21 protein-coding genes are annotated in these 21,008 nt (G+C 60.9%); 12 read left to right on the top strand and 9 right to left on the bottom strand.

Features of this window, described 5'->3' with window-relative positions; translation table 11 throughout:
- Positions 1-94: 94 nt before the first annotated feature.
- Both OA90_RS19090 and OA90_RS19085 read right to left on the bottom strand, forming a co-directional pair.
- Positions 95-1,093, bottom strand: a complete 999-nt coding sequence (locus OA90_RS19090; RefSeq protein ID WP_068415794.1) for a tripartite tricarboxylate transporter substrate binding protein — start codon at positions 1,091-1,093, stop codon at positions 95-97.
- A 354-nt stretch (positions 1,094-1,447) separates the two neighbouring features.
- A complete protein-coding gene (locus OA90_RS19085; protein ID WP_068415791.1) occupies positions 1,448-2,152 on the bottom strand; it encodes a GntR family transcriptional regulator in 705 nt (234 codons plus the stop codon).
- A 140-nt stretch (positions 2,153-2,292) separates the two neighbouring features.
- Here OA90_RS19085 and OA90_RS19080 point away from each other — a divergent pair, with 140 nt between their 5' ends.
- From OA90_RS19080 to ugpC, 7 genes are all read left to right on the top strand, one after another.
- Positions 2,293-3,357, top strand: coding sequence for a Gfo/Idh/MocA family oxidoreductase (locus OA90_RS19080; protein WP_068415789.1), 1,065 nt, complete (start codon positions 2,293-2,295; stop codon positions 3,355-3,357).
- Positions 3,357-4,361, top strand: coding sequence for a Gfo/Idh/MocA family oxidoreductase (locus OA90_RS19075; RefSeq protein ID WP_068415786.1), 1,005 nt, complete (start codon positions 3,357-3,359; stop codon positions 4,359-4,361). The genes OA90_RS19080 and OA90_RS19075 overlap by 1 nt, the downstream gene beginning before the upstream one ends.
- Positions 4,358-5,413 carry a Gfo/Idh/MocA family oxidoreductase gene (locus tag OA90_RS19070; RefSeq protein WP_068415782.1) on the top strand — a complete coding sequence of 352 codons (1,056 nt, stop codon included), beginning with the start codon at positions 4,358-4,360 and terminating at the stop codon, positions 5,411-5,413. The genes OA90_RS19075 and OA90_RS19070 overlap by 4 nt, the downstream gene beginning before the upstream one ends.
- Before the next feature lie 35 nt (positions 5,414-5,448).
- Positions 5,449-6,711, top strand: a complete 1,263-nt coding sequence (locus tag OA90_RS19065) for an ABC transporter substrate-binding protein (protein ID WP_068415779.1) — start codon at positions 5,449-5,451, stop codon at positions 6,709-6,711.
- 74 nt (positions 6,712-6,785) lie between these two features.
- Complete coding sequence (locus OA90_RS19060) at positions 6,786-7,754, top strand: sugar ABC transporter permease (RefSeq protein ID WP_068415776.1); 969 nt, start codon at positions 6,786-6,788, stop codon at positions 7,752-7,754.
- On the top strand, positions 7,747-8,802 hold the full coding sequence (locus OA90_RS19055) for a carbohydrate ABC transporter permease (protein ID WP_068415773.1): 1,056 nt from the start codon (positions 7,747-7,749) through the stop codon (positions 8,800-8,802). Before OA90_RS19060 ends, OA90_RS19055 begins: the two co-directional genes overlap by 8 nt.
- A 71-nt stretch (positions 8,803-8,873) precedes the next feature.
- Positions 8,874-9,950 carry a sn-glycerol-3-phosphate ABC transporter ATP-binding protein UgpC gene (gene ugpC, locus OA90_RS19050; RefSeq protein ID WP_068415770.1) on the top strand — a complete coding sequence of 359 codons (1,077 nt, stop codon included), beginning with the start codon at positions 8,874-8,876 and terminating at the stop codon, positions 9,948-9,950.
- Between the two features lie 122 nt (positions 9,951-10,072).
- On the opposite strand, the gene OA90_RS19045 is transcribed toward ugpC, so the two are convergent.
- Positions 10,073-10,825 (bottom strand): SDR family oxidoreductase, encoded by a 753-nt coding sequence (locus OA90_RS19045; protein ID WP_068415767.1) that lies wholly within the window; start codon positions 10,823-10,825, stop codon positions 10,073-10,075.
- Between the two features lie 23 nt (positions 10,826-10,848).
- Complete coding sequence (locus OA90_RS19040) at positions 10,849-11,088, bottom strand: hypothetical protein (protein WP_068415764.1); 240 nt, start codon at positions 11,086-11,088, stop codon at positions 10,849-10,851.
- Between the two features lie 184 nt (positions 11,089-11,272).
- Between OA90_RS19040 and OA90_RS19035 the strand changes: the two genes are divergently transcribed.
- From OA90_RS19035 to OA90_RS19025, 3 genes are all read left to right on the top strand, one after another.
- A complete protein-coding gene (locus OA90_RS19035; RefSeq protein ID WP_208986192.1) occupies positions 11,273-12,082 on the top strand; it encodes an IclR family transcriptional regulator in 810 nt (269 codons plus the stop codon).
- A gap of 143 nt (positions 12,083-12,225) precedes the next feature.
- A complete protein-coding gene (locus tag OA90_RS19030; RefSeq protein ID WP_068415758.1) occupies positions 12,226-13,854 on the top strand; it encodes an acyl-CoA synthetase in 1,629 nt (542 codons plus the stop codon).
- Positions 13,851-14,693, top strand: coding sequence for a hypothetical protein (locus OA90_RS19025; protein WP_082837141.1), 843 nt, complete (start codon positions 13,851-13,853; stop codon positions 14,691-14,693). Before OA90_RS19030 ends, OA90_RS19025 begins: the two co-directional genes overlap by 4 nt.
- A 77-nt stretch (positions 14,694-14,770) precedes the next feature.
- Here OA90_RS19025 and OA90_RS19020 read toward each other — a convergent pair whose 3' ends face one another.
- Genes OA90_RS19020 through OA90_RS19010 form a run of 3 tightly spaced genes read right to left on the bottom strand, consistent with a single transcriptional unit; the run spans position 14,771 to position 17,049 of the window.
- Entirely contained in the window at positions 14,771-15,787 is a 1,017-nt protein-coding gene (locus tag OA90_RS19020) for a LacI family DNA-binding transcriptional regulator (protein WP_082837140.1), read from the bottom strand.
- Entirely contained in the window at positions 15,788-16,282 is a 495-nt protein-coding gene (locus OA90_RS19015) for a gluconokinase (RefSeq protein ID WP_068415755.1), read from the bottom strand.
- Entirely contained in the window at positions 16,282-17,049 is a 768-nt protein-coding gene (locus tag OA90_RS19010) for an SDR family oxidoreductase (RefSeq protein WP_068415752.1), read from the bottom strand. The genes OA90_RS19015 and OA90_RS19010 overlap by 1 nt, the downstream gene beginning before the upstream one ends.
- Before the next feature lie 89 nt (positions 17,050-17,138).
- On the opposite strand from OA90_RS19010, the gene OA90_RS19005 reads away from it, so the two are divergent.
- Positions 17,139-18,170: an L-idonate 5-dehydrogenase gene (locus tag OA90_RS19005; protein WP_068415749.1), complete on the top strand. Its 1,032-nt coding sequence runs from the start codon at positions 17,139-17,141 to the stop codon at positions 18,168-18,170.
- A 62-nt stretch (positions 18,171-18,232) separates the two neighbouring features.
- Here OA90_RS19005 and OA90_RS19000 read toward each other — a convergent pair whose 3' ends face one another.
- The gene (locus OA90_RS19000) at positions 18,233-19,117 is read right to left on the bottom strand and encodes a LysR family transcriptional regulator (protein ID WP_068415747.1); all 885 of its coding nucleotides are present in this window, start codon (positions 19,115-19,117) and stop codon (positions 18,233-18,235) included.
- Between the two features lie 98 nt (positions 19,118-19,215).
- Here OA90_RS19000 and OA90_RS18995 point away from each other — a divergent pair, with 98 nt between their 5' ends.
- Positions 19,216-19,716, top strand: a complete 501-nt coding sequence (locus OA90_RS18995) for a lactoylglutathione lyase family protein (RefSeq protein WP_068415744.1) — start codon at positions 19,216-19,218, stop codon at positions 19,714-19,716.
- A gap of 199 nt (positions 19,717-19,915) precedes the next feature.
- Here OA90_RS18995 and OA90_RS18990 read toward each other — a convergent pair whose 3' ends face one another.
- Positions 19,916-20,881, bottom strand: coding sequence for an amidohydrolase family protein (locus tag OA90_RS18990; RefSeq protein ID WP_068415741.1), 966 nt, complete (start codon positions 20,879-20,881; stop codon positions 19,916-19,918).
- Positions 20,882-21,008: the final 127 nt, after the last annotated feature.

Here is a 21,008-nt window from a genome sequence, read left to right as displayed (position 1 = left end):
GGGCCTCGATTTTTCGGAAGGCTTCGTTGGAGTTGCGCCCGCCGGCCCCGGGTGGAGAGACCGGCGGACGCAAGGTACGGAATTCACGCAAGCCTTACGGGCAGGTGATTCCGATGGTCGACGGATCGATCACCGCTTCACCGCGTGTCACGCGGGCGCAGGCTTCCGCGATCACCACCGGCATGGCCTTGTCCATGGCCGTTTTGCCGGACGCGGGGTCGAACACCGCTCCGCGGCTGGTGGCGTATTCCTGCAGCTCTTTCGAGGTCTGGATTTTCTCGTTCCAGACTTTTTCGACCGTCTCATAGACTTCCGGCGGAGCGCCGACCGGGATCAGGATGCCGAAGAAATCAGCTGCAATTTCCATTTCCGGCAACCATTCGGTGATCGACGGGATCGGATCGAGACCTTCGACGACGAGCGGCTTGTCGGCGAGGACCGCCAGCGGACGCAGCTTGCCACCCTTGATCATTTCCGTCTGTTCGACGGCGAGCTGGGTGGTTGCGATGGCTTCGCCGCTGGCTGCCGCGATGGCTGCCGGATTGCCGCCGTCATAGGAAATCATGCGCGCGCCGATGTCGCCGGCGGCTTCCTTTATGGCCGCAAGCGCCATGCCGCCGGAGGAATTCACACCGGCCGTGGCAACCGTGACATCGTCGGACCTGGTTTTCATTGCCTCCAGCAACTGACCGAAATCCTGAAACTTGGAATCCGCGTTGACGGAAACGACCGGCACGTTGGCGACATGCAGGTAGATCTCATAGTCGGCGATGCTTGTGTCCTCGATCAGCCCCGTGACAGCGTAGGTCGCGTTGTTGGCGACGGCGTTGGCGGTCCAGGTATAGCCGTCGCGCGGTGCGTCGAGGGCGGCCTTGGTGCCGATCGAGCCGGACGCTCCTGGCTGATTGACCACGACGACCGATGTGCCGAGCGCTTCCTCCAAAAGCGGCGCGACAACCCGGGTCACCTGGTCGGTTGAGCCACCGGCGGACCAGGGAACGATGATATTGATTGGTTTGTTCGGCTTCCAGTCCGCTTGCGCGGGCAGTACCGCGCCGACCGCAAGAGCGGCCGCGAGCGCAAAAATTTTCATGGTTTCCTCCCGTCAGGGTTATGTAACTGACTAGTTGGTTATAAGTGGCGATCTGCAAATGTGTCAATACTCCGGCACGCCGGATACCGGTGCCGGGCAGGTTTCAGGGGAGAGACAGGGCTCTGATTGTCTGGGAACCGGGTAACATCAACCGCACCGGACAGGGTCCCGTTCGGGGGGAATTTCCGGGCTTGAGATCAGGCTTGCCGCGCAAGCCGGCCGTCAGGCAGCGAAGGCTGCCCTGTTGGCCGGAACAAGCAAATAACACCATGTCAGAAGCGGGGTGAGCCGCTCATTTCATCTGCAAAAAGAGCGTCCTGCGTACGGTCGGCTTCATGTCGGCATTTAAGCGTTTCAGGCGAAAAAATCGCGGTTGGCGCTCATCAGGCCCGACAGCTTTCCAAGTACACAGCGCACATGGGACTGCATGACAGCCTCGGCGCGCTCCCGGTCGCGTTCGCGGATGGCGTCGAGCATCGTCCGGTGCTCCGACAGAAGATGCCTCTTGTGCGCTTCGTCATCCATTCCCAGATGGCGAAGCCGGCCGAGATCGGCCATCTCGCGTTTGTAGAGCAGATGAACCGGCTCCATTCCGGTGGCCGTCGCCAGCCCGTTGTGAAAAGCTTCGTCCTGCTTGTAGAAATCGACCTTCTCGGGGTCTTCAATTGCCTGTTGCTGGCGCTCGAGAACGGCTGACAGCTTTTCGTCATCCTTTTCCGGAATGCCGTTTTCACACAGCCGGCGGACGATGCCGAGTTCAAGGCACTCGCGAATGAACTGTGCAGCGCGGATCTTTTTTTCCGAAAGTTTCGCAACATAGTTTCCACGGCTTGGCCGGGTCACGATCAGGCCCTGTTCGCGCAACTGGGTCAGAGCCGACCTCACCGGGGTGCGGCTGGCGCCGAAGCGCAGGCCGATTTCCGATTCCGACAATGTACAGCCGGGCGGGAGCTCCATGTTCAGGATCGCGTCGCGCAGGCTGAGAAAGATCTGGTTGCCTGCCGGCCGGTCCGGATCCAGCTCTGTTTGCTCGATATCACCAACGCCAGATGTCCGCATATGTTTTCCGATCGCCGAAGCAGTCCCTCTGTTGCATGCCGGTATACAGGTACTTGTCAGCCCGATTCAAGTCTGCTAACCCTCATGGCGGTATATCGGTATACCGGTATCCAATAACACAAATTCACCGGGGGGAACAGATGGGAGTTGCTGGAGACCGCGTTTCGCCGCCATTGGGGGTGGCGCTTGTGGGAGCGGGAATGGTTGCGGGCACGCATCTTGCGGCCATCGCGCATGCAGGGGATCATGTGACCCTGCGCGGCGTTCTCTCCAGGAGGGCGGAACGGGCACAAGCGCTGCTGGCCGGTTTGCCTGACAATTATCCCGCTGCACCGGAAGTCTACCGCGATCTCGATCAATTGATCGCAGATGACACGGTGGAGGCCGTGATTATCATGACGCCGGCGAATGTGCGGCTGGACCTGATCGGGCCGATTGCCGGCAGCGGAAAACATATCCTTCTGGAAAAGCCGGTCGCAAGAACTCAGTCGGAAGCAGAAACCGTCGTGGAACTCTGCGAAAAGGCCGGCATCCATCTCGGCGTTGTCTTCCAGCATCGTTTTCGTGAAGCCTCCCTAAGCGCAAAACGAATAGTGGAAGAAGTCGGCCTCGGCCGGCTCGGAGCGGTCGAGGTCGCCGTGCCCTGGTGGCGCGATCAGTCCTATTACGACGAGCCGGGGCGCGGCACCTATGACCGCGACGGTGGCGGGGCGCTTATCAGTCAGGCAATCCACACGATCGACCTGATGTTGTGGTTGACCGGGCCGGTCAGCCGCGTGCAGGCACTGACGGCAACAAGCATCTTTCACAAGATGGAAGCGGAGGATTTCGCCGTTGCAGGACTTGAGTTCGCCAATGGCGCGGTCGGGTCGTTCACCGCCAGCACCTGCAGTTTTCCCGGGTCCTCGGAATCCGTCGCCCTGCATTTCGAAAAGGCCAGCCTGCGTCTCGAGGCAGGTGTGCTCTCTGTCAACTGGCGAAATGGAAAAACCGAAACCTACGGCACGAACAGCGCGACTGGTGGCGGCGCCAACCCAATGGCCTTTACCCATGAATGGCACCAATCCGTTCTTGAAAACTTCTCCGGTGCGGTTCGCCGCGGCGTCTCACCGGCAATCACAGGCCGACAGGCCCTGGCCGCACAGCGGCTGATCCATGCAATTGAACAATCCGGACAAAAGGGCCGGATCTGGGAGCTGACTTGATGAAATTTGGTGCGATTGGAATTGACCACCTGCACATTTACGGAATGTCGCAGAACCTGATGGCCGCGGGCGGGGAATTCGCCGGCTGGTGGACTGAAGGCGAGCCGAAACCGTTGCAGGGGTTCTTGAAGCGGTTTGCGGATATTCCCCGGGTTCCGGACGCTCAGACGCTGTTCGACGATCCGGAGATTGAAATGATCCTGATCTCCTGCATTCCGCGTGACCGTGCCGAATGGGCGATCAAGGCGATGGAGGCCGGCAAGGATGTCATGGTCGACAAGCCTGGTTGCGTGACGCTTGAGGAGCTTGACCGCATCAAGGAAGTTGCCGCGCGCACCGGGCGTATCTGGAGTATCGACTTTTCAGAACGGTTCGAGGTGCCCTGTGTCACCAAGGCGGCCGAACTGGTGCAGTCGGGCGTGATCGGCAAGGTCGTGCAGACCTTGGGCATGGGCCCCCACCGCCATAATGCGCATATGCGCAGTGACTGGTTTTACGACCCCAGGTCCTATGGCGGCATTCTCGCCGATATCGGCAGCCACCAGATCGACCAGTTCCTGTTCTTTACCGGCTCCACCGATGCCGAGGTGGTTCACGCCAGCGTTGGAAATTATGCCAATCCCGACAAGCCGGATCTGCAGGATTTTGGCGAAATCGTTCTGAAAAGCGATCAGGGGCACGGATATGTGCGTGTCGACTGGTATACGCCCGACGCGTTGCCGACCTGGGGGGACGGCCGCCTGACCATTCTGGGCACCAAAGGCTATATAGAACTGCGCAAATATGTAGATGTCGCGACCTCCGAAGTCACGGACACGCTGATTCTGGTGAACGGCGAGCGCTGCGAAAAGATCGACGCCCGCGAGGCCGGCCTGCCGTATTTCGCACGTCTCATCGAGGACGTCAGAAACCGCACCGAGACCGCCATGCCGCAGGCGCATGCCTTCAAGACGATGGAACTGGCCCTGAAGGCCCAGGTTCTGGCGGAAAGGAAAGCGAAATGATCCGCGTCGCGATTGTCGGGGCCGGAATCGGCCGCATGCATCTGGAGGGCTATAGGGAGCTTCCGGACATGTTCGAGGTGCGCACTATCTGCGATCTTGATCTGAAGCGCGCGGCCGAAATGGTCTCCGAGCAGGAAACCATTGCCCTGAGCGATGACATCCAGGCCGTTCTGGCGGATCCGGAAATCGATCTGGTCGATGTCTGCCTGCCGCCGCAGTTGCATTTCGACGTGACGAAGGCGGTGCTGCAGGCGGGCAAGCATGCCGTTTGCGAAAAGCCGCTTGTTCGCTCCGTTGCCGAAGCTGACGTGCTGATCCGGATCGCCAGCCAGACCGGCAAACAGATCTTTCCCGTGTTTCAGTACCGCTACGGCCCGGCGACAGCCCGGTTGCAAGCCCTGATCGACGCGGGGCTTGCCGGAAAACCCCTTGTCGCCACGGTGGAAACGCACTGGAACCGCCGCGAAGACTATTATGCGGTCGACTGGCGCGGCACCTGGTCCGGCGAAAGCGGCGGCGCCATCCTGGGACATGCGATCCACAACCACGATCTGCTCTGCCGGTTCATGGGACCGGTCAGAAATCTGTCGGCGATGCTCGACACGCGCGTCAACGACATCGAGGTCGATGATTGTGCGGCAATTTCAATGCGCATGGAAAACGGCGCCCTGGCGACGAGTTCGGTCACGCTCGGGTCCTCGGAGGAGATTTCCCGGCTGCGGTTCGTTTACTCCGGCCTCACTGTGGAGTCGGGAACCGAGCCCTATACGCCGGCCCAGGGAACGTGGCGCTACATTGCCCGCGACCCGGAAAACCAGCCGCGCGTGGATGAAGTGGTCGCTTCGGTCTGTGAAGTCAAATGCGGATTTGCAGGCTTCTTCAAAGCCATCGGCGAGGCCTTGGGAGGGGTGCCGGGCAATGAAGTGACATTGGAAGATGGCCGCCGCTCGATCGAGCTGGTGACCGCGATCTACCAGGCCGCACGCAGCGGCGGTCAGGTGTCGTTGCCATTGGGAACGGCGTCCGGCCTCTACCGGGGATGGACGCCATAAACGTCTGAAAAGTCAATCAATCCAGGGAGGAAAATATGAAATATACCAGACTTATCGGAGCATTCATGCTGTCGGCGGCCTTCGCCGCTCCGGCAGCTGCTCAGGAAATCCGGTTCATGTGCAACGACGAACCTTTCTGCAAGGTTCTGGACGATCTCTTCACCGGATTCGAAGCCGAAAACCCGGGTGTCGATGTGGTCACCGACATCGTTTCCTATGATGTCGTCCTGAAGAACCTGCCTGTCCAGCTGGCGGCGGGTGAAGGGCCGGACATGGCCCGGGTGACGGACCTGGGCGGGCTCAACGAATATTATATCGATCTGGCCCCTTACGTGGATCGCGGTTACTGGGAAGACAGTTTCGGCGATACGCTTGACTGGTATCGCGTCGGTGCCGACGACGACGGCATCTATGGGATGCACGGGGACTTCACCATCACCGGGGCCTATATCAACAAGACGCTGTTCGATCAGGCAGGCGTGGAAATTCCGTCGGCGGATGCCGACTGGGATACCTGGGCGCAGGCGGCCACCGCAGTTGCCGAGGCAACCGGGATCGAAGCCGCTATGGCCATGGACCGCTCCGGTCACCGGATCGCGGGCCCGGCCATTTCCTATGGCGCCAGGATCTTCGATGAAAACGGTGAGCCGATTCTCATCGATGACGCCTTCCAGGAGTATGTGCAGAAATTCGTGGACTGGAACAACGAAGGCATCATGCTGCGTGATGTCTGGGCCGGTGCCGGTGGCGGCAGCTACCGCGATGCGGGCGCTGAATTCATCAACGGCACTCTTGCCTATCTGTTCAGTGGCAGTTGGCAGACGCTGAACTTCGACCAGAAGATCGGCGATCTCTTCGACTGGCAGGTGGTTGGTTCGCCGTGCGGTGCGGGCGGATGCAGCGGCATGCCCGGCGGTTCGGGTATCGTTGGCTTCAAGCACACAAAACATCCCGAGCTGGTGGCGAAACTGATCGACTATCTCGCGCAGCAGGAGGTTTATGCCGAACTGACGTCCCGGACCCGCTCCGTGCCGGCCCATTACGGTGTCGCAGCAGCGGGTGTGGACTACCAGGATGTGTCGGCGCCGGCCGCCGCAGCACTGAATGCCTGGGGAGCACAGGTTGAAAAGCTGTCTCCCGTCGCTTTCGCCTATCAGGGTTACAAGAACAACCGCGCCATGTTCAACATCACGGTGCAGCGCGTGACCCAGGCAGTCGTCGGTGAATATTCAGTCGATGAGGCGATGGAGCGTGCCAGGGAAGACCTTGCCACGGTGCTTGCCGAAACGGCGAAGTAAGCCTCGGTCAATCATCCTTGGAACCGCCCGGCCAATCGGGTCGGGCGGCTCTTTTCGGCACACTGGGGTATGGGATGCTGAAACTTTTAAATCCGATCATGCGGCTGGTCGAAATTCCGTTTCTGCTGGTGCAAAAGCGGCTGGGCATCGGCATGACGGCCTGGTTGTTCCTGGCGCCCAACCTGGCTCTGTTCAGCCTGTTCACCTTCCTGCCGATCATTCTCAATTTCTCTTATGCGACCACGGGCGGGGAAGCGATTCTGCTGCGCGACCGTCCCGATGTCGGCTTTCAGAATTTTGGCAATCTGCTTGAGTGCGAAAACGTGCTCGACCCGAGCAGTTGTCGTAACGACCTTTTCTGGCGCGCGGTCTGGAACACGGTCTGGTTCGTGGTGTTTCAGGTCGGCATCATGGTCATTGCCGCGCTTGCCACCGCGATTGTCCTGAACCGCAAAATCCGCGCGCGCGGCCTCTTTCGCGGCGTCTTCTTTTTCCCCGTCCTGCTGTCTCCGGTGGTTGTCGCGCTGATCTGGAAATGGATCCTGCAGCGCAATGGCCTGCTGAACGCGGGTCTGGAATCTCTCGGGTTTGAAACCATCAACTGGCTGATCGAGCGCCACTGGGCGTTCTTCTGGTCGACGTTCATCTCGATCTGGGCGCATATGGGCTTCTACACGCTGATCCTGCTGGCCGGTCTGCAGGCCATTCCCCAGGACGTCTATGAAGCCGCGCTTATGGATCGTGCATCGCCGTGGCGCTGCTTCCGCAAGATCACCCTGCCGCTGCTGTCGCCGACCCTGCTGGTCGTTCTGGTGCTGGCGCTGATCAAGGGGGTGCAGACGTTCGACGAAATCTATGCCTTCACCGGTGGCGGTCCCGGATCGGCGACGACACTCATCATGCAGTTCATCTATGAAACCGGATTCGGAGTTCAGCCGCGTCTGCTCGGTGTGGCGGCCGCTGCGGCGATCATGCTCGCAATGGTGCTGATTTTCCTGACGGCCCTGCAGTTCTGGATAAACAGGAAGAAGGTCGATGGCTAGAATTGTAGCATTTCTTACCCGGACCAGGGCTGGCAAGGGCCGGATGGACTGGACCGACTGGGTCACATACGGATACCTGCTGTTCGGCATCGTGCTGATGTTCGGACCGGTTGCCTGGCTGCTGCTGTCGTCCTTCAAGACCGGAGCCGAGCTGGAACGTTTCCCGCCGAGGCTGCTTCCCGTCGCGCAGGATACACTGGTCGTCGAGGGCTACGACGAACCGTTGCCGCTGTTCAAAATGATTGCCGGAGACCAGGAAGGCCGGACACTTGCCCAGATCCGGCGTGTCGGCCTGATCGCCCAGATGGTCGATCCGGCCGAGCCCGAGACGCGGCTCAAGGTGAATGTGGCGGACCGCGAGCCGATCGAGAGGATCGCCTTCGCGTGGAGCAACTACACCGATCTCTTCGAACGGTTGAACTTCCCGCTTTATCTCTGGAACTCGACGGCCATCACCCTGACGGCCACCGCGATCATGCTGGTCATCAATTCCATGGCCGCGTTCGCCCTGTCGAAATACAAGTTCCGCGGCAAGCTGACCGTCCTGGCCCTGGTCATCGGAACGCTTATGGTGCCGGGAACCGTGCTTCTGGTTCCGACATTTCTTCTGGTGAGCCAGTTCGGCATGGTCAACACCCTGTGGGGCGTCATTATCCCGGGGGCCGCGACACCGACCGGTGTCTTTCTATTGCGGCAATACATGATCACCATCCCGGACGAGATTCTAGACGCTGCGCGCATGGACAGCGCCAGCGAATTGAAGATCTTCTGGCGGATCATCATACCGCTGTCGGCACCGGCCATCGCGGTGCTGGCGATCCTTGCCATCATGTGGCGCTGGAACGATTTCCTCTGGCCGCTGATTGTGCTCAGCGAAAACGACAAGTTCACCCTGCAGCTTGCGTTGAATTCCTTCCAGGGGGAATTCCTGACGGAATGGGAGAAGCTGCTGCCGGCAACGGTGCTGACGCTCTTGCCCGTCGCTATCGTCTTCATGTTCCTGCAAAAATACATCGCGACAGGCATTGCATCGACCGGCGGGAAATAAGCCGGGACAGCCTCCGCCCATCAGAACAAGCCAAAGCGGCTTTGAAGCGCCGGCCGCAACGGGAGTAAACTATGGCGAATATCGAACTGCGCAATGTTGTGAAACGGTTTGGCGCGCTGGAAGTCATCAGGGGTGTAGATCTGCAGATCGAACACGGGGAATTCTGCGTTTTCGTCGGTCCGTCCGGATGCGGCAAATCCACCCTGTTGCGCATGATCTCGGGGCTCGAGGACATCACCGGCGGCGAAGTCCTGATCGACGGCAAGCCGGTCAACAATGTGTCTGCGGCCGAACGCGGCCTGTCTATGGTTTTCCAGTCCTATGCGCTTTATCCGCATATGTCCGTGAGACAGAACCTGTCCTTCGGCCTTGAGAACGTCCGCACTCCGAAGGACGTGATCGACGCGAAGGTCCGCGACGTCGCCACGATGCTGCAGATCGACCAGCTTCTGGAGCGGCGGCCGAAGGAACTGTCAGGCGGCCAGCGCCAACGTGTCGCCATCGGCCGCGCCGTGGTGCGCGAACCGCTCGGCTTCCTGTTCGACGAGCCCTTGTCCAACCTCGACGCCGAGCTGCGTGTCGAAATGCGCGGCGAAATATCGTCGCTGCACCGGCGGCTGGGCAATTCGATGATTTATGTCACCCATGACCAGGTCGAGGCCATGACCATGGCCGACAAGATCGCGGTTCTGCGCGCAGGTCTGGTTGAGCAATACGGCCGGCCGCTGGAGCTTTACAACCGCCCGGCAAATCTCTTTGTTGCCGGGTTCATCGGTTCACCGAAAATGAACTTCCTCGAGGGCCGGATTTCCGCTGACGACCCGGCTGAGATCGTTCTGGACTCCGGTGAACGCCTCAGGGTTCCGGCAGGCAAGTTCTCCGGGGGGCCTGACCAGCGGGTGACCATAGGCATCCGTCCGACGGATCTTGATCTGTCCGGGGACGGGATCCGGCTGGATGTCGGAGGCGTCGAACAGCTTGGCGGCGAATCCCACATCTTCGGAACGACCGCCGATGGCCGCAAGCTTACCTTGCACACGCAAGGTCAGACGCCGGTTGCCATCGGTGAGGAAATCCGGATCTCCGTTCCCTCGGACAGAATGCATCTGTTCGACACCCAATCCGGAAAAACCCTTTTGTCGGAGTGAGCATACGCGGCAGGCACCTTCGCGATTACCGCTCCGGACAGGCAAGACGCCGGGATCCGGCCGGTGAGGGTTTAGAAAATGGCGTCACATCTCGGCAAGAGGCACTGCGCGCCGGTGCCCGCTCAGTCCCGCAAGTCCGGCAAGCCGATGCCGGTGCTTTCGAAGCCGCCGTCGGAGGCGACGATCTGGCCCGTGACGTAGCTGGACTTGTCGCCGCAGAGGAAGACGATGACTTCGCCGATCTCGTCTTCGGAGCCATAACGGTTCAGTGGAATGGCATCGTGATAGGCGGAGATGATCGCAGGCGAGTGGACCGCCATGGCCAGTTTGGTGCGCACCGGTCCCGGGCAGACACAATTGGCGCGGATGCCGTATTCGCCAAGTTCCGCCGCCTGCTGCTTGGTCATGTGGATGACCGCCGCCTTCGAAGTTCCGTAGGCAACCCGCAGTGTTGAGGCGCGCAGGCCGGAGATGGACGCGATGTTGACGATGGCGCCGCGGGTTTCACGCAGCGCCGGAATGGCGGCCTGGGACATCAGGAACACCCCGTCCAGGTTGGTGTCCATCACCGTGCGCCAGCGAGCGAACGTGGTGTCTTCGATCGGCCCGAAATCCGCCACACCCGCGTTGTTGACGAGAGCGTCGATCCTGCCGAAATGCTCCAGAACATTCTTGTAGAGCTGGTCAACGGCCTCGGGGATCGACACGTCACAGACAAAGGCCTTTGCGCCGTCGAGGTCCACGGACGCTTCCGCCAGAGCAGGCGCATCGCGATCGATCATGGCGACGTTCCAGCCGTCGCGCAGGAAGAGCTTCGTGGTGGTAAGCCCGATACCGCGGGCCGCGCCGGTTACGAGAGCGAGTTTCTGTGTCATGTGAAATTTTTCTCCCGGAAAATTCAGAGTGCGGTGTGGCCCGTGAGGATCGACATGCTGCCGTCGACCGGAAGATCGCCACCGGTCAGGGCTTTCACCGGTTCGGTCAGGCGAATGCCGCTGTCTCCCAAAGGGGCAAGAGATGAAGGATAGACGCTTTGCATGACAAGCGTGCCGGCCTGAGAGGCGGCCGAGAGCGAAAGAGCGCAGCAGCGGAAAGTGCAAAAGTCTTCATCGGATTTTCCTCCCGTTTGCGCGGTCATCTCTGGCGAATGTCAGCGTATATTTCAGAGTGGTATCCAGATTATGGATGGCTTCAAGCATGTAAGCGTAACGCCATGAATCAATATATGTAAGGTTAAATTTGTAGTCTGTTGAATTTTGAAAAAAAGATAGACAGAATACGGCGCGTGAAAAGATAATAGCGTCTACAATATGGATAGCGCAGTGCAACAAAAAGAGGCGGAGCCGGGTGGGGCGCAGAGTGTTGATCGGGCACTCGGCCTGCTGTCGGCAATCGCCCGGGCCGGCGGAAACGCCGTATCGATAAACACCCTGGTTGAGCAAAGCGGGTTGAGCCGCCCGACCGTCCGGCGCATGCTGCTGGCGCTTATCCGGGCCGGAATGGTCGAACAGGACGAGGACAGCCGGTCCTATGCTCTGGGGCCGGAAAGTTATGTCATCGGTCTGATGGCGAACCGGCGGTTCGATCTTCTCGATCTGGCAATCGACAGCCTTGGCGCCCTGGCGCGGGAGAGCGAGGACACCTGCTTTCTGTCGATCCGGCGGGGACGTCATTCGGTTTGCCTGCACCGGGAGGATGGTCCCTTTCCCATTCGCACTTACGCCCTTCAGGCCGGGCAAAGGCACCCGCTCGGGGTTGGTGCCGGTGCAATGGCGATCCTGGCGGCCCTGGCCGACCGGGAAGTGGATGACGTGATTGCCGACAACGCGCAAACGCTCGCGAGCGGTTATCCGGGCTATACGCCGGAGCTTCTGCACACCCATGTGAAAGAAACCCGGGAGCGCGGCTGGTCCGTCAATCCCGGGCTCTATCTGCCGAATTCATGGGCGGTGGGCATTGCGCTCATGGCCCCGAGCGGAGAGCCGATCGGGGCCCTGTCGATCGCGGCGCTGGACACGCGCATGCAGCCCGACCGCCAGCTGGAGATTGCCGGCCTTCTGAAAGGTGAAAAACGCACGATAGAAGCGAAGCTGAACAGAAAACTGGAACTCAACAATCCGGGCGCGGCCTGACGGCCTGCCCGGACGTCCGGGAGCAACAAGATGAACCATACCCAGATCGTGGATTGGGCCCACAGCAAATTCGGAAAGTCCGAAACGCCGGGCCTGGAAGGCTTGATGGCAGAAGTCGTGTCTGCTGCGCTGGAGCGGGTAAAATGAGTTTCGAAACCGCGAACCGGGACACGGCCCTTCCCTGGTCGACCCGCACGTCCAACATCGCGCATTTCCTGTCCCGAAACGCGCGCCGTCTCCGAGACCGCCCGGCTATCATCTGGGGCGATGACCGCTGGACATGGCGGGAACTGGACGCCCGCGTGTCGGCGCTTGCCATTGCCATGCGTGAGGATTTCGGCATCCGCCATGGGGATCGGGTGCTCGTTCAGTCGCCGAATAACAACCAGATCACCGAGATCATGCTGGCCTGTTTCCGGCTTGGCGCGGTCTGGGTGCCGTCCAATTTCCGCCAGGGCGCGGATGAAGTCGCCTATCTGGCGCAAAAGGCCGGCGCGGCGATGATGTTCTGCGAACAGGGCTTTCCGGCCCACGCCGCGACCTGCCGCGCGGCCCTGCCGGACATGATGGGCGTGGTTGCAATCGGCAATGCGGATTTCGGGCCTTCCTACGAAGCCCTGATCGCGAAGAACCTCGGCAAGGACATGCCCAATGCCGATGCCGACCGGGATGCACCCTGCTGGATGTTCTTCACCTCAGGCTCCACCGGACGCCCCAAGGCTGTCGTTCTCACCCATGGCCAGCTGACATTCACCATCGTCAATCACCTGAACGACCTGATGCCGGCCTCTACACCGGACGATGTCAGCCTCGTGGTGGCGCCTTTGTCCCACGGGGCGGGGATGCATCAGCTGACCCAGCTCGCTGTCGGCGCCGTCAGCGTTCTGCTGCCGGCAGGCCGTTTCGACCCGGCAGTGGCCTGGGAGCTGGTGTCGCGCCACAAGGTGACGAACATGTTCACAGTGCCGACCATCGTGAAGATGCTGGTCGAGCATCCCTCCGTCGACGAGCATGACCACGGCAGCCTGCGCTATGTCATCTATGCCGGCGCGCCGATGTACCGGGAAGATCAGAAATATGCCCTGCGCAAACTGGGCAAGGTTCTGGTTCAGTATTTCGGTCTGGGCGAAGTCACGGGAGCGATCACAGTGCTGCCGCGTCACGACCACCATCTCGAGGATGGCCCTCGGGCCAGAGCCGGGACCTGTGGCATCGAGCGCACGGGCATTCAGATCAGCATTCAGGACGATGACGGCAAGCTTTTGCCACCCCTCGCCAGCGGCGAAATCTGCGTGACCGGTCTCGCCGTCTGCGCCGGTTATTACCAGGACGCGGAAGCCAACGGGAAGGCTTTCCGCGATGGCTGGTTCCGCACGGGGGATCTCGGCCACATGGATGCGGAGGGCTATCTCTACATTACCGGGCGTGCGTCGGACATGTACATCTCCGGCGGCTCCAATGTCTATCCGCGCGAGGTGGAGGAACTGCTTCTGACCCACCCTGCGCTGAAGGAGGTGGCGGTGCTCGGCATACCCCATCCGAAATGGGGCGAGACCGGGCTTGCCGTCTGCGTTGCCGAAGAAGGGCAGGAGCTGGACGAGATGTCGCTGCTGGCCACGCTTCATGGCCGGCTGGCGAAATACAAGTTGCCGACCCATTTCGTCTTTCTGTCCGACATGCCGAAGACCGGCTACGGCAAGATCACCAAGAAGCTCATTCGTGAAGAACTGACCGCACGCGGCCTGATGCCCGTGCTGGAGGGCACTTCATGAGCCGGTCTGACATGATCCGGCATCCGGGTCCGCCGACAGTCCCGCGCCGGCATGTGGTGAGCGGCTCTGCCGAGCCGCTTTCCTTCAGCCTCGGCAAGGGGGCGATGCTCATGAGTGCCATTGCCGGTGTCATGGACACCGCCGGCTGCGACAGCGCGGTGGTCCGCCTCGACGGGCTGGTCATGGGGCCGTACAAGTTCGTCATGCCGGACACCTCCCCGGACGAGGAGCATGTCGCCTGGTACAGTCAGACCCATGAGGGCCATGGTGCGACCCTGACACAGGGGACCGCGATTGTCGGCAAGCGGAACGGCGAATGGTTTCTCCATTGCCACGCCATCTGGGACGATCCTCAACATGGGCGCCGCGCCGGTCATCTTTTGCCCGACCAGGTGACGATTGGCGCGGACTATTCCGGGAAGGGGTATCGGTTCGATGGCGGCTGCTTCGATGTGACGGTGGACGCGGAAACGAATTTCTCCTTCTTCCGGCCCCGGAAGCTGAGAGACATGCCTGCCATCAATGCCGCCATTGTCTCACTGGCGCCACATGTGGATCTGTCGACGGCCGTCGCCGAGCTTTCCGGCGAACTGGGACTGGGCAATGCGGTGGTACTGGGGATCGGAAGCCTGATCGGGGCCGATTTCACCGATGGGTCCTGCATGGAATCGCCGATTTCGGAAGTTCTGTTTCTCAATGGAGCCCGGGGCGGCGGATCGAACGGACCCTCCCTGCCGATTTTCTGCGTCGATCCGGACGGCGGTTTCTTTGAAGGAAATATCCTGCCCGGCAAGGCACCGATCTGCGTCACCTTCGAGATGATCCTCGTCGCCGGTTAGGGCACGGGCCTGAACCTCCCGGCGCCTTCAGGTCCTTTCACCGGTCCAGACCGGTGATTCACGGCCAGGCAATGGCGTCAGGCGCTGGAACCGCCAACGCTGAGCCGCGGCCCGATCTCAATACGGATCGGATCATTTTCACCAGGCCCGTCCCCCCGCAGCAGCGAAACGATCAGCTCGCCGGCGCGCTGGCCGATCTCGGCAGGATGCGGATCGATGGTCGTGAGGGTCGGATAACAGACGGCGGAGATATCGTAGGCGCCGAACCCGGCAATCGCGATGTCTTCGGGAACCCTGACACCCTTGCGTGCGCATTCCGTCAAGGCGCCGAAGGCGGAGAGATCCGAAACGCAGATCACTGCTTCGGTTTCGGCATGATCGCGCAGCAGGCGGGACATGGCCTCGGCACCCTCGCGCATGGAAATCGGCGGGTCGCCGACGTTGATGAGCAGATCCGGCGACAGGCCGTGTTGCTGCATCGCGGCGACGAAACCGAGCCTACGATCGGCTCCGCGCGTATCACCATTTGTATCTCCCCCCAGAAAGGCGAGACGCTTGCGGCCAGATGCAACCAGGTGACCGACCAGATCGTGCACTGCCGCCGCATTGGAAAAACCGATGATGTGGCCGATCGGGTCTGCTGGCAGATCCCAGGTTTCGATCACGGGGATCTGCGCCCGCCGCAGAAGCTCGCGTGTTCTCCCGGTGTGCCTCCCGCCCGTCAGGACAATGGCCTCGGGTCTGCGCCGGAGGAACTGTTCGACGATCTCCTCTTCTTCGTGAATGTCGTAGTTGCTGTAGCCCAGCAACACCTGCAGGCCTGCCGGTTTCAGCACGGTCGACAAGGCTGCGGTGGTGTCGGCGAAATTCGCGTTGTTGAGGGAGGGAATGATTACGGCCACGAAGCCGGTTCTCTGGGTCCGGAACGTCGCGGCATTGCTGTCGAAGACATAGCCGAGCTCCTCGGCGATGCGAAGAATGCGCTTTCTCGTTTCTTCACTGACGGAGGCATGTTGCTTGAAGGCCCGGCTGACGGTCATGACCGAGACATCCGCCTTCTGCGCGACGTCCTTCATCGTGGCGGTGCGTTGCATTCATTCCCTCTCGCGAAGTCCGGCGACCAGGTCCGCGACAATCCGCTCGCGCGGTTGGTCGATAGAAGCTTTCACGGAAAGCTCGTCGGCAGCCGGCGGCTCCAGCGTTGCCAATTGACTGTCGAGAAGGGCGACGGGCATGAAGTGTCCCTTGCGGTGCTTCATGCGCTCCACGAGCACCGCGCGCGAGCCTTCGAGAAACAGAAAGGTGACGGGACGGCCCGCCTCCCGGGCAATGCGTTCCCGGTAGATCCGCTTCAACGCGGAGCAGGCGATGACAACCGGCCCGTCGCTGTCGAGCTTGCGGCCGACCTGATCGAGCCACGGCTCCCGGTCGGTATCGGTCAACGGTTCTCCACGGCTCATCTTGTCGATATTGGTCTGCGGGTGCAGGTCGTCGCCGTCGATGAAACGGCCGTCGATGGCTTCGGCGAAACTTTCGCCGATTTCGCTCTTGCCGCAGCCGGAGACGCCCATCATCACATAAGCGGTCATTACAGTGACACCGAGATGCCGCCGTCCACATAGACAGTGGTTCCGTTGACAAAGGACGATGCCTGGGAAGCCAGGAAGATGCAGGTGCCGATCAGCTCGTCCACCTTGCCCCAGCGGCCGGCGGGCGTCCGTTTCGCCAGCCAGGAGGTGAACTCCGGATCGTTGACCAGTGCGGCATTCAGCGGTGTGTCGAAATAGCCCGGGGCCAGGCCGTTGCACTGGAGACCATATTTGGCCCAGTCGGTCGCCATGCCCTTGGTCAGATTTGCCACAGCCCCCTTGGTCGCCGTGTAGGGTGCGATACCGGGACGTGCGAGCGCGGTCTGAACCGAGCAGATGTTGACGATCTTGCCCTGTCCACGAGAGATCATGTGCCGGGCGACCGCCTGGCCGACATGGTAGACGGAGGCAATATTGGTCTGCAGCAGACGTTCGAAGGCATCTGCGGGAAAGTCCTCCAGCGGCGCGCGGTGCTGCATCCCCGCGTTGTTGACAAGAATGTCCAGCGCGCCGGTCTCCGCCTCGAAGCCGTCAACGGCTTTCCTGACAGCCTCATGGTCGGTCACGTCGAACACCAGTTCCTCAACACTGAGGCCTTCCGCCCTCAACGCCGCGGCGGCATTGCCGAGTTTTGCGGCGTCACGCCCGTTCAGCACGATCTGCGCGCCGGCCCGAGCGAGACCGCCCGCGAGGGCAAAGCCGATCCCCTGCGACGAACCGGTTACCAGGGCCCGTTTTCCGGACAGATCGAACAGGGACAGGCTCATTGGAATTCCTCCTCACGAAACGAATTGACAGTTTTAATTCTTATGTTATCGATAACAATCAATGTCAACCGCGAAGACTGTGAGCCCAAATGAAGTCGATCGTCATTCATGCCGCCAAGGATCTGCGCATCGAGGACTGCACGGTCGCCACGCCCGGCCCGGGCCAGGTGCATATCCAGCTTGCTGCCGGCGGTATCTGCGGATCCGATCTGCACTACTACAACCACGGCGGTTTCGGTCCCATCCGGCTGAAAGAGCCGATGATCCTCGGCCACGAGGTCGCCGGTCACATCACCGAGCTCGGCGCGGGTGTGGAAGATCTCAAGGTTGGTCAGCTTGTTGCCGTATCACCGTCACGTCCGTGCGGTAACTGCCGCTTCTGCGGCGAAGGCAGTCACAATCAGTGTCTGAATATGCGCTTTTACGGGAGTGCCATGCCGTTTCCGCACATTCAGGGCGCCTTCCGGCAGAGCCTTGTGGCCGAAGCGATCCAGTGCGCGCCCGCCGATGGCCTGACGGCCGGTGAAGCGGCGATGGCCGAACCGCTTGCTGTCTGCCTTCACGCCACCCGCCGCGCCGGCAGCCTGCTGGGCAAGTCGGTGCTTGTCACCGGCTGCGGCCCGATCGGTATCCTGTGCATTCTGGCCGCCCGCCGCGCCGGCGCCGACACGATCGTGGCGACGGACCTTAGCGACTTCACCCTTGCCAAGGCGCGGGAAGCCGGGGCGGATATCACCGTTAACATGGCCGATGACCCCACCGGTCTCGACCGGTTCCTGCCGGACAAGGGTACCTTCGACGTCCTCTACGAGTGTTCCGGGGCAGCGCCTGCCTTGTCGGCGGGCATTGCCGCCATGCGCCCGGGAGGCCGGATCATCCAGCTCGGGCTGGGCGGTGACATGAGCCTTCCCATGATGGCCATCACCGCAAAGGAGCTTTCCCTTATGGGTTCGTTCCGCTTCCACGAGGAATTCTTCACAGCGGTCAGTCTGATGCGGAAAGGTCTGATCGACGTCAAACCCTTCATCACACAGACCTTTCCCCTGGAAGACGCGGTCACCGCCTTCGAGATCGCCGGCGACCGCGCGCAGGCCGTCAAGACCCAGATCTCTTTCGCCTGAAATACACCCTTTCTCCGGGCAACCTGCGGATTTGAAAGACCGGTTGCCGCCAGCCGGCCATTTCACGGACTGCCCAGCGTCTGCGCGATCATCGCGTGGACCTTGCGGGTCCGGGCGGGCAGGATGCGGGCCTTGCGTTGTATCAGCCAGAGCTCATGGCGTGCCGGGCGCGGGAGCGGCGCTATCGACAGCCTGTCGCGTCCGGGATAGGCATCAATCGCGCTTCTGGGAAGGATCGTATATCCCAGACCCCGGGCAACCGGTTCGGGAATCTGGCCTATCTGGTTGATGAAACTGCGTTGCCGAAGCCGGTCCGCGCCGGGGTAGTCTTTCGAAAAATTGGCCGCAAGCAATTCGTCGGCATAGGCATAGCCATCCGGATGCGCGATGAAGCCGAGCGTTTCCAGGTCTGCCATCGTCTTCGGCTTGGCGCTGGTCTTCGGGACGATCAGGCACAACTCCTCATGGCCGATCCTGTCGCCTTCCAGCCTGGCATGGCGCGGCGCGTGATCGACGATGCCGAGATCGATGGTTCCGTCTGCCACGCCCTCCAGAACGCGGGCGCGGGGCATGGCCTCAAGCCGGATAACGAGCGCGGGTGCCGCGGACATGAGATCCAGGAAAAGCGGATAAAGCAGCAGGGCGAGGGACCCGGAACAGGCAACCGAAACCTCGCCGGTATCGGGTTCGTCATTCTGCAGCGCGTCTCCGAGTTGCCTTTCCTCGATCTGGCGCCTGCGGCCGATGGTCAGAACCGCCTCCCCGGCAGGGGTCGGGATGAAGCTCTTGCCATCTCGGGACAGAAGCGGCTGGCCAACCTGCTGTTCGAGCTTTTTCACATGTTGGCTGACTCCGGGTTGCGTCATGTTCAGAGCCGAAGCGGCGCGGGTGAAATGCCCGAGGTCGCAGAGGGTCACGAACGTTTCCAGCCAGACCGCGTTCAACATTGCGTCAATTCCATTTTGTTATCATTTTCATATGAAATGATAATTTGAATGACAGGTTTTTCCAACACATATTGTCAGCAACAGAAAGCAAGCCAGCTATGACCCAAACGCCCCCCAGAACATTCTCTCATATCGGATTGTCCGTGCCGGATCTCGACAAGGCGGTCGCCTTCTATCGCGACGTGATGGGCTTTTACGTGATCATGGAGCCTACCGAAATCGAGGAGGACGACAGCGCCATCGGCGCAATGTGCAATGATGTGTTCGGCCCCGGCTGGAGCAGGTTCCGCATCGCGCATCTGGCCACGGGCGATCGCATCGGCTTCGAACTCTTCGAGTTTCCGGACAACTACCAGCCCGAGGACAATCTGCCCCACCGCCAGGTTGGTCTGTTCCACTTCGCAATTCAGGATCCCGACCTGGAAGGCCTGCTGCAGAAGATCCTCGCCGCCGGCGGAAGGCAGCGCATGCCCGTGCGCGAATATTTCCCGGGAGAAAAGCCCTATCGCATGGTCTATGTCGAAGACCCCTTTGGAATCGTCTTCGAACTCTATTCCCACAGCTACGAGCTCACATATTCGGCGGGCGCTTACGAGTGAGTGCTCATTTGGGGGGTGATGGAGATAGTTGAGACCGGCGTGCCGAGATCAGGTCTCAGATATCCAGCTTTTTCCGTTGTCCGGCCAGCGGAGGGGTGTTTCACACCCTTGGAAATCGAGGCGTTTGCCGTTTTCTACACGATCTTGATTGGCGTCCTGGTCTTCGGTTGACGTTTCGGTTCGATCGGTTCCTCAGGTGTCAGAGCTTCAGCAACGCACGGGCGTTCGAGGAAAAGATCGCCTTTTTCCAGTCGTGACCCATCGGATGGGACCGCAGCCAGTCGACGCCGGTCCGGTTGTCCGCATAGGGCCAGTCGACCGCGAAGAGAATATGTTCCGGGTCGAGGCACTCCAGACAGCAGCGAAGCGCCGCGTCGGAGAAAAAGCCGCTGGTGGTCACGAAGAAATTTCTTCTGAAGATTTCGGCAAAGCGCACCGGTGCGTTTCCGGGCCGGGCGAGTGATTCATCAATCCGCGGAAGCCAGAACGGCAGGGCTTCGCCCATATGCCCCAGAATGATCTTGAGGTTCGGATGGCGGTCGAAGACGCCGCTCAGGACAAGCCGGATGGCATGCGTCCCGGCATCCACGCCAAAACCCCACGCGGGGCCGGTCAGGGCCGGATGGCTTCGGTCATAAGGCGCGTAGCAGGCCTCGATCATGGTCCTGTCCGGCTGGGCAGGATGCAGATAGACCGGCACGTCGAGCGCTTCCGCGCAGGCATAGATCGGCCAGAATTTCTGTGCGTCGACGAATTCGCCGCAACTCTTTCCGTGGATCATCGCCCCTTTCAGGCCAAGTTCCTCAACGGTGCGCCTGAGTTCGTCCGCCGCGGCTTCCGGGGCCGAGCTGGGGATCATCGCGAGGCCGGCGAACCGCTCCGGCGTCTCCCGGATGATGGACGCGAGCGCGTCGTTGACCGCCCGGCAGGCTTCCACCGCTGTTTCGCCGGAAAGGGTCTGGCTGCCGGGGGACTGGTGCGACAGCACCTGCATGTCGATGCCGGCCGCATCCATTTCCTCCAGGCGCACGCCGGTGAAGTCGTAGAGCTTCCTGCCAAGCGGGGATGCCGGATCGGCCGCCGACCCCAGGTGCCGGGCAAGAGCCTCCCGCATGAAATGCTCTTCGATCGCAATGATTTCCGTGTCGTTGGTTACATCGGTCATGCGGTTCCCCTGACTATACGCAATCGTGACAATTGCGCCTCATCATTCATGCAAACGATTGCAGGCAATCTAGTCGATTATGCAATCGTTTGCAAAAAGGTCAATCGGAATACGAATGGCGGATCTG

Origin of the sequence: Labrenzia sp. OB1, assembly GCF_001624695.1 — a bacterium.
Lineage (GTDB): Bacteria > Pseudomonadota > Alphaproteobacteria > Rhizobiales > Stappiaceae > Roseibium.
Note: the sequence above shows the minus strand (reverse complement) of the source record. Positions and strands in the feature narration are given on the sequence as shown.

Coding starts and splice junctions, on each gene's coding strand:
- OA90_RS19010 (WP_068415752.1), bottom strand. CDS start 17,049: ATGAGCCTGTCCCTGTTCGATCTGTCCGGAAAACGGGCCCTGGTAACC.
- OA90_RS19015 (WP_068415755.1), bottom strand. CDS start 16,282: ATGACCGCTTATGTGATGATGGGCGTCTCCGGCTGCGGCAAGAGCGAA.
- OA90_RS19080 (WP_068415789.1), top strand. CDS start 2,293: ATGGGAGTTGCTGGAGACCGCGTTTCGCCGCCATTGGGGGTGGCGCTT.
- OA90_RS19045 (WP_068415767.1), bottom strand. CDS start 10,825: ATGACACAGAAACTCGCTCTCGTAACCGGCGCGGCCCGCGGTATCGGG.
- OA90_RS19075 (WP_068415786.1), top strand. CDS start 3,357: ATGAAATTTGGTGCGATTGGAATTGACCACCTGCACATTTACGGAATG.
- OA90_RS19090 (WP_068415794.1), bottom strand. CDS start 1,093: ATGAAAATTTTTGCGCTCGCGGCCGCTCTTGCGGTCGGCGCGGTACTG.
- OA90_RS18995 (WP_068415744.1), top strand. CDS start 19,216: ATGACCCAAACGCCCCCCAGAACATTCTCTCATATCGGATTGTCCGTG.
- OA90_RS19060 (WP_068415776.1), top strand. CDS start 6,786: ATGCTGAAACTTTTAAATCCGATCATGCGGCTGGTCGAAATTCCGTTT.
- OA90_RS19030 (WP_068415758.1), top strand. CDS start 12,226: ATGAGTTTCGAAACCGCGAACCGGGACACGGCCCTTCCCTGGTCGACC.
- OA90_RS19040 (WP_068415764.1), bottom strand. CDS start 11,088: ATGACCGCGCAAACGGGAGGAAAATCCGATGAAGACTTTTGCACTTTC.
- OA90_RS19025 (WP_082837141.1), top strand. CDS start 13,851: ATGAGCCGGTCTGACATGATCCGGCATCCGGGTCCGCCGACAGTCCCG.
- OA90_RS19070 (WP_068415782.1), top strand. CDS start 4,358: ATGATCCGCGTCGCGATTGTCGGGGCCGGAATCGGCCGCATGCATCTG.
- OA90_RS19000 (WP_068415747.1), bottom strand. CDS start 19,117: ATGTTGAACGCGGTCTGGCTGGAAACGTTCGTGACCCTCTGCGACCTC.
- OA90_RS18990 (WP_068415741.1), bottom strand. CDS start 20,881: ATGACCGATGTAACCAACGACACGGAAATCATTGCGATCGAAGAGCAT.
- OA90_RS19020 (WP_082837140.1), bottom strand. CDS start 15,787: ATGCAACGCACCGCCACGATGAAGGACGTCGCGCAGAAGGCGGATGTC.
- OA90_RS19085 (WP_068415791.1), bottom strand. CDS start 2,152: ATGCGGACATCTGGCGTTGGTGATATCGAGCAAACAGAGCTGGATCCG.
- OA90_RS19005 (WP_068415749.1), top strand. CDS start 17,139: ATGAAGTCGATCGTCATTCATGCCGCCAAGGATCTGCGCATCGAGGAC.
- OA90_RS19065 (WP_068415779.1), top strand. CDS start 5,449: ATGAAATATACCAGACTTATCGGAGCATTCATGCTGTCGGCGGCCTTC.
- ugpC (WP_068415770.1), top strand. CDS start 8,874: ATGGCGAATATCGAACTGCGCAATGTTGTGAAACGGTTTGGCGCGCTG.
- OA90_RS19055 (WP_068415773.1), top strand. CDS start 7,747: ATGGCTAGAATTGTAGCATTTCTTACCCGGACCAGGGCTGGCAAGGGC.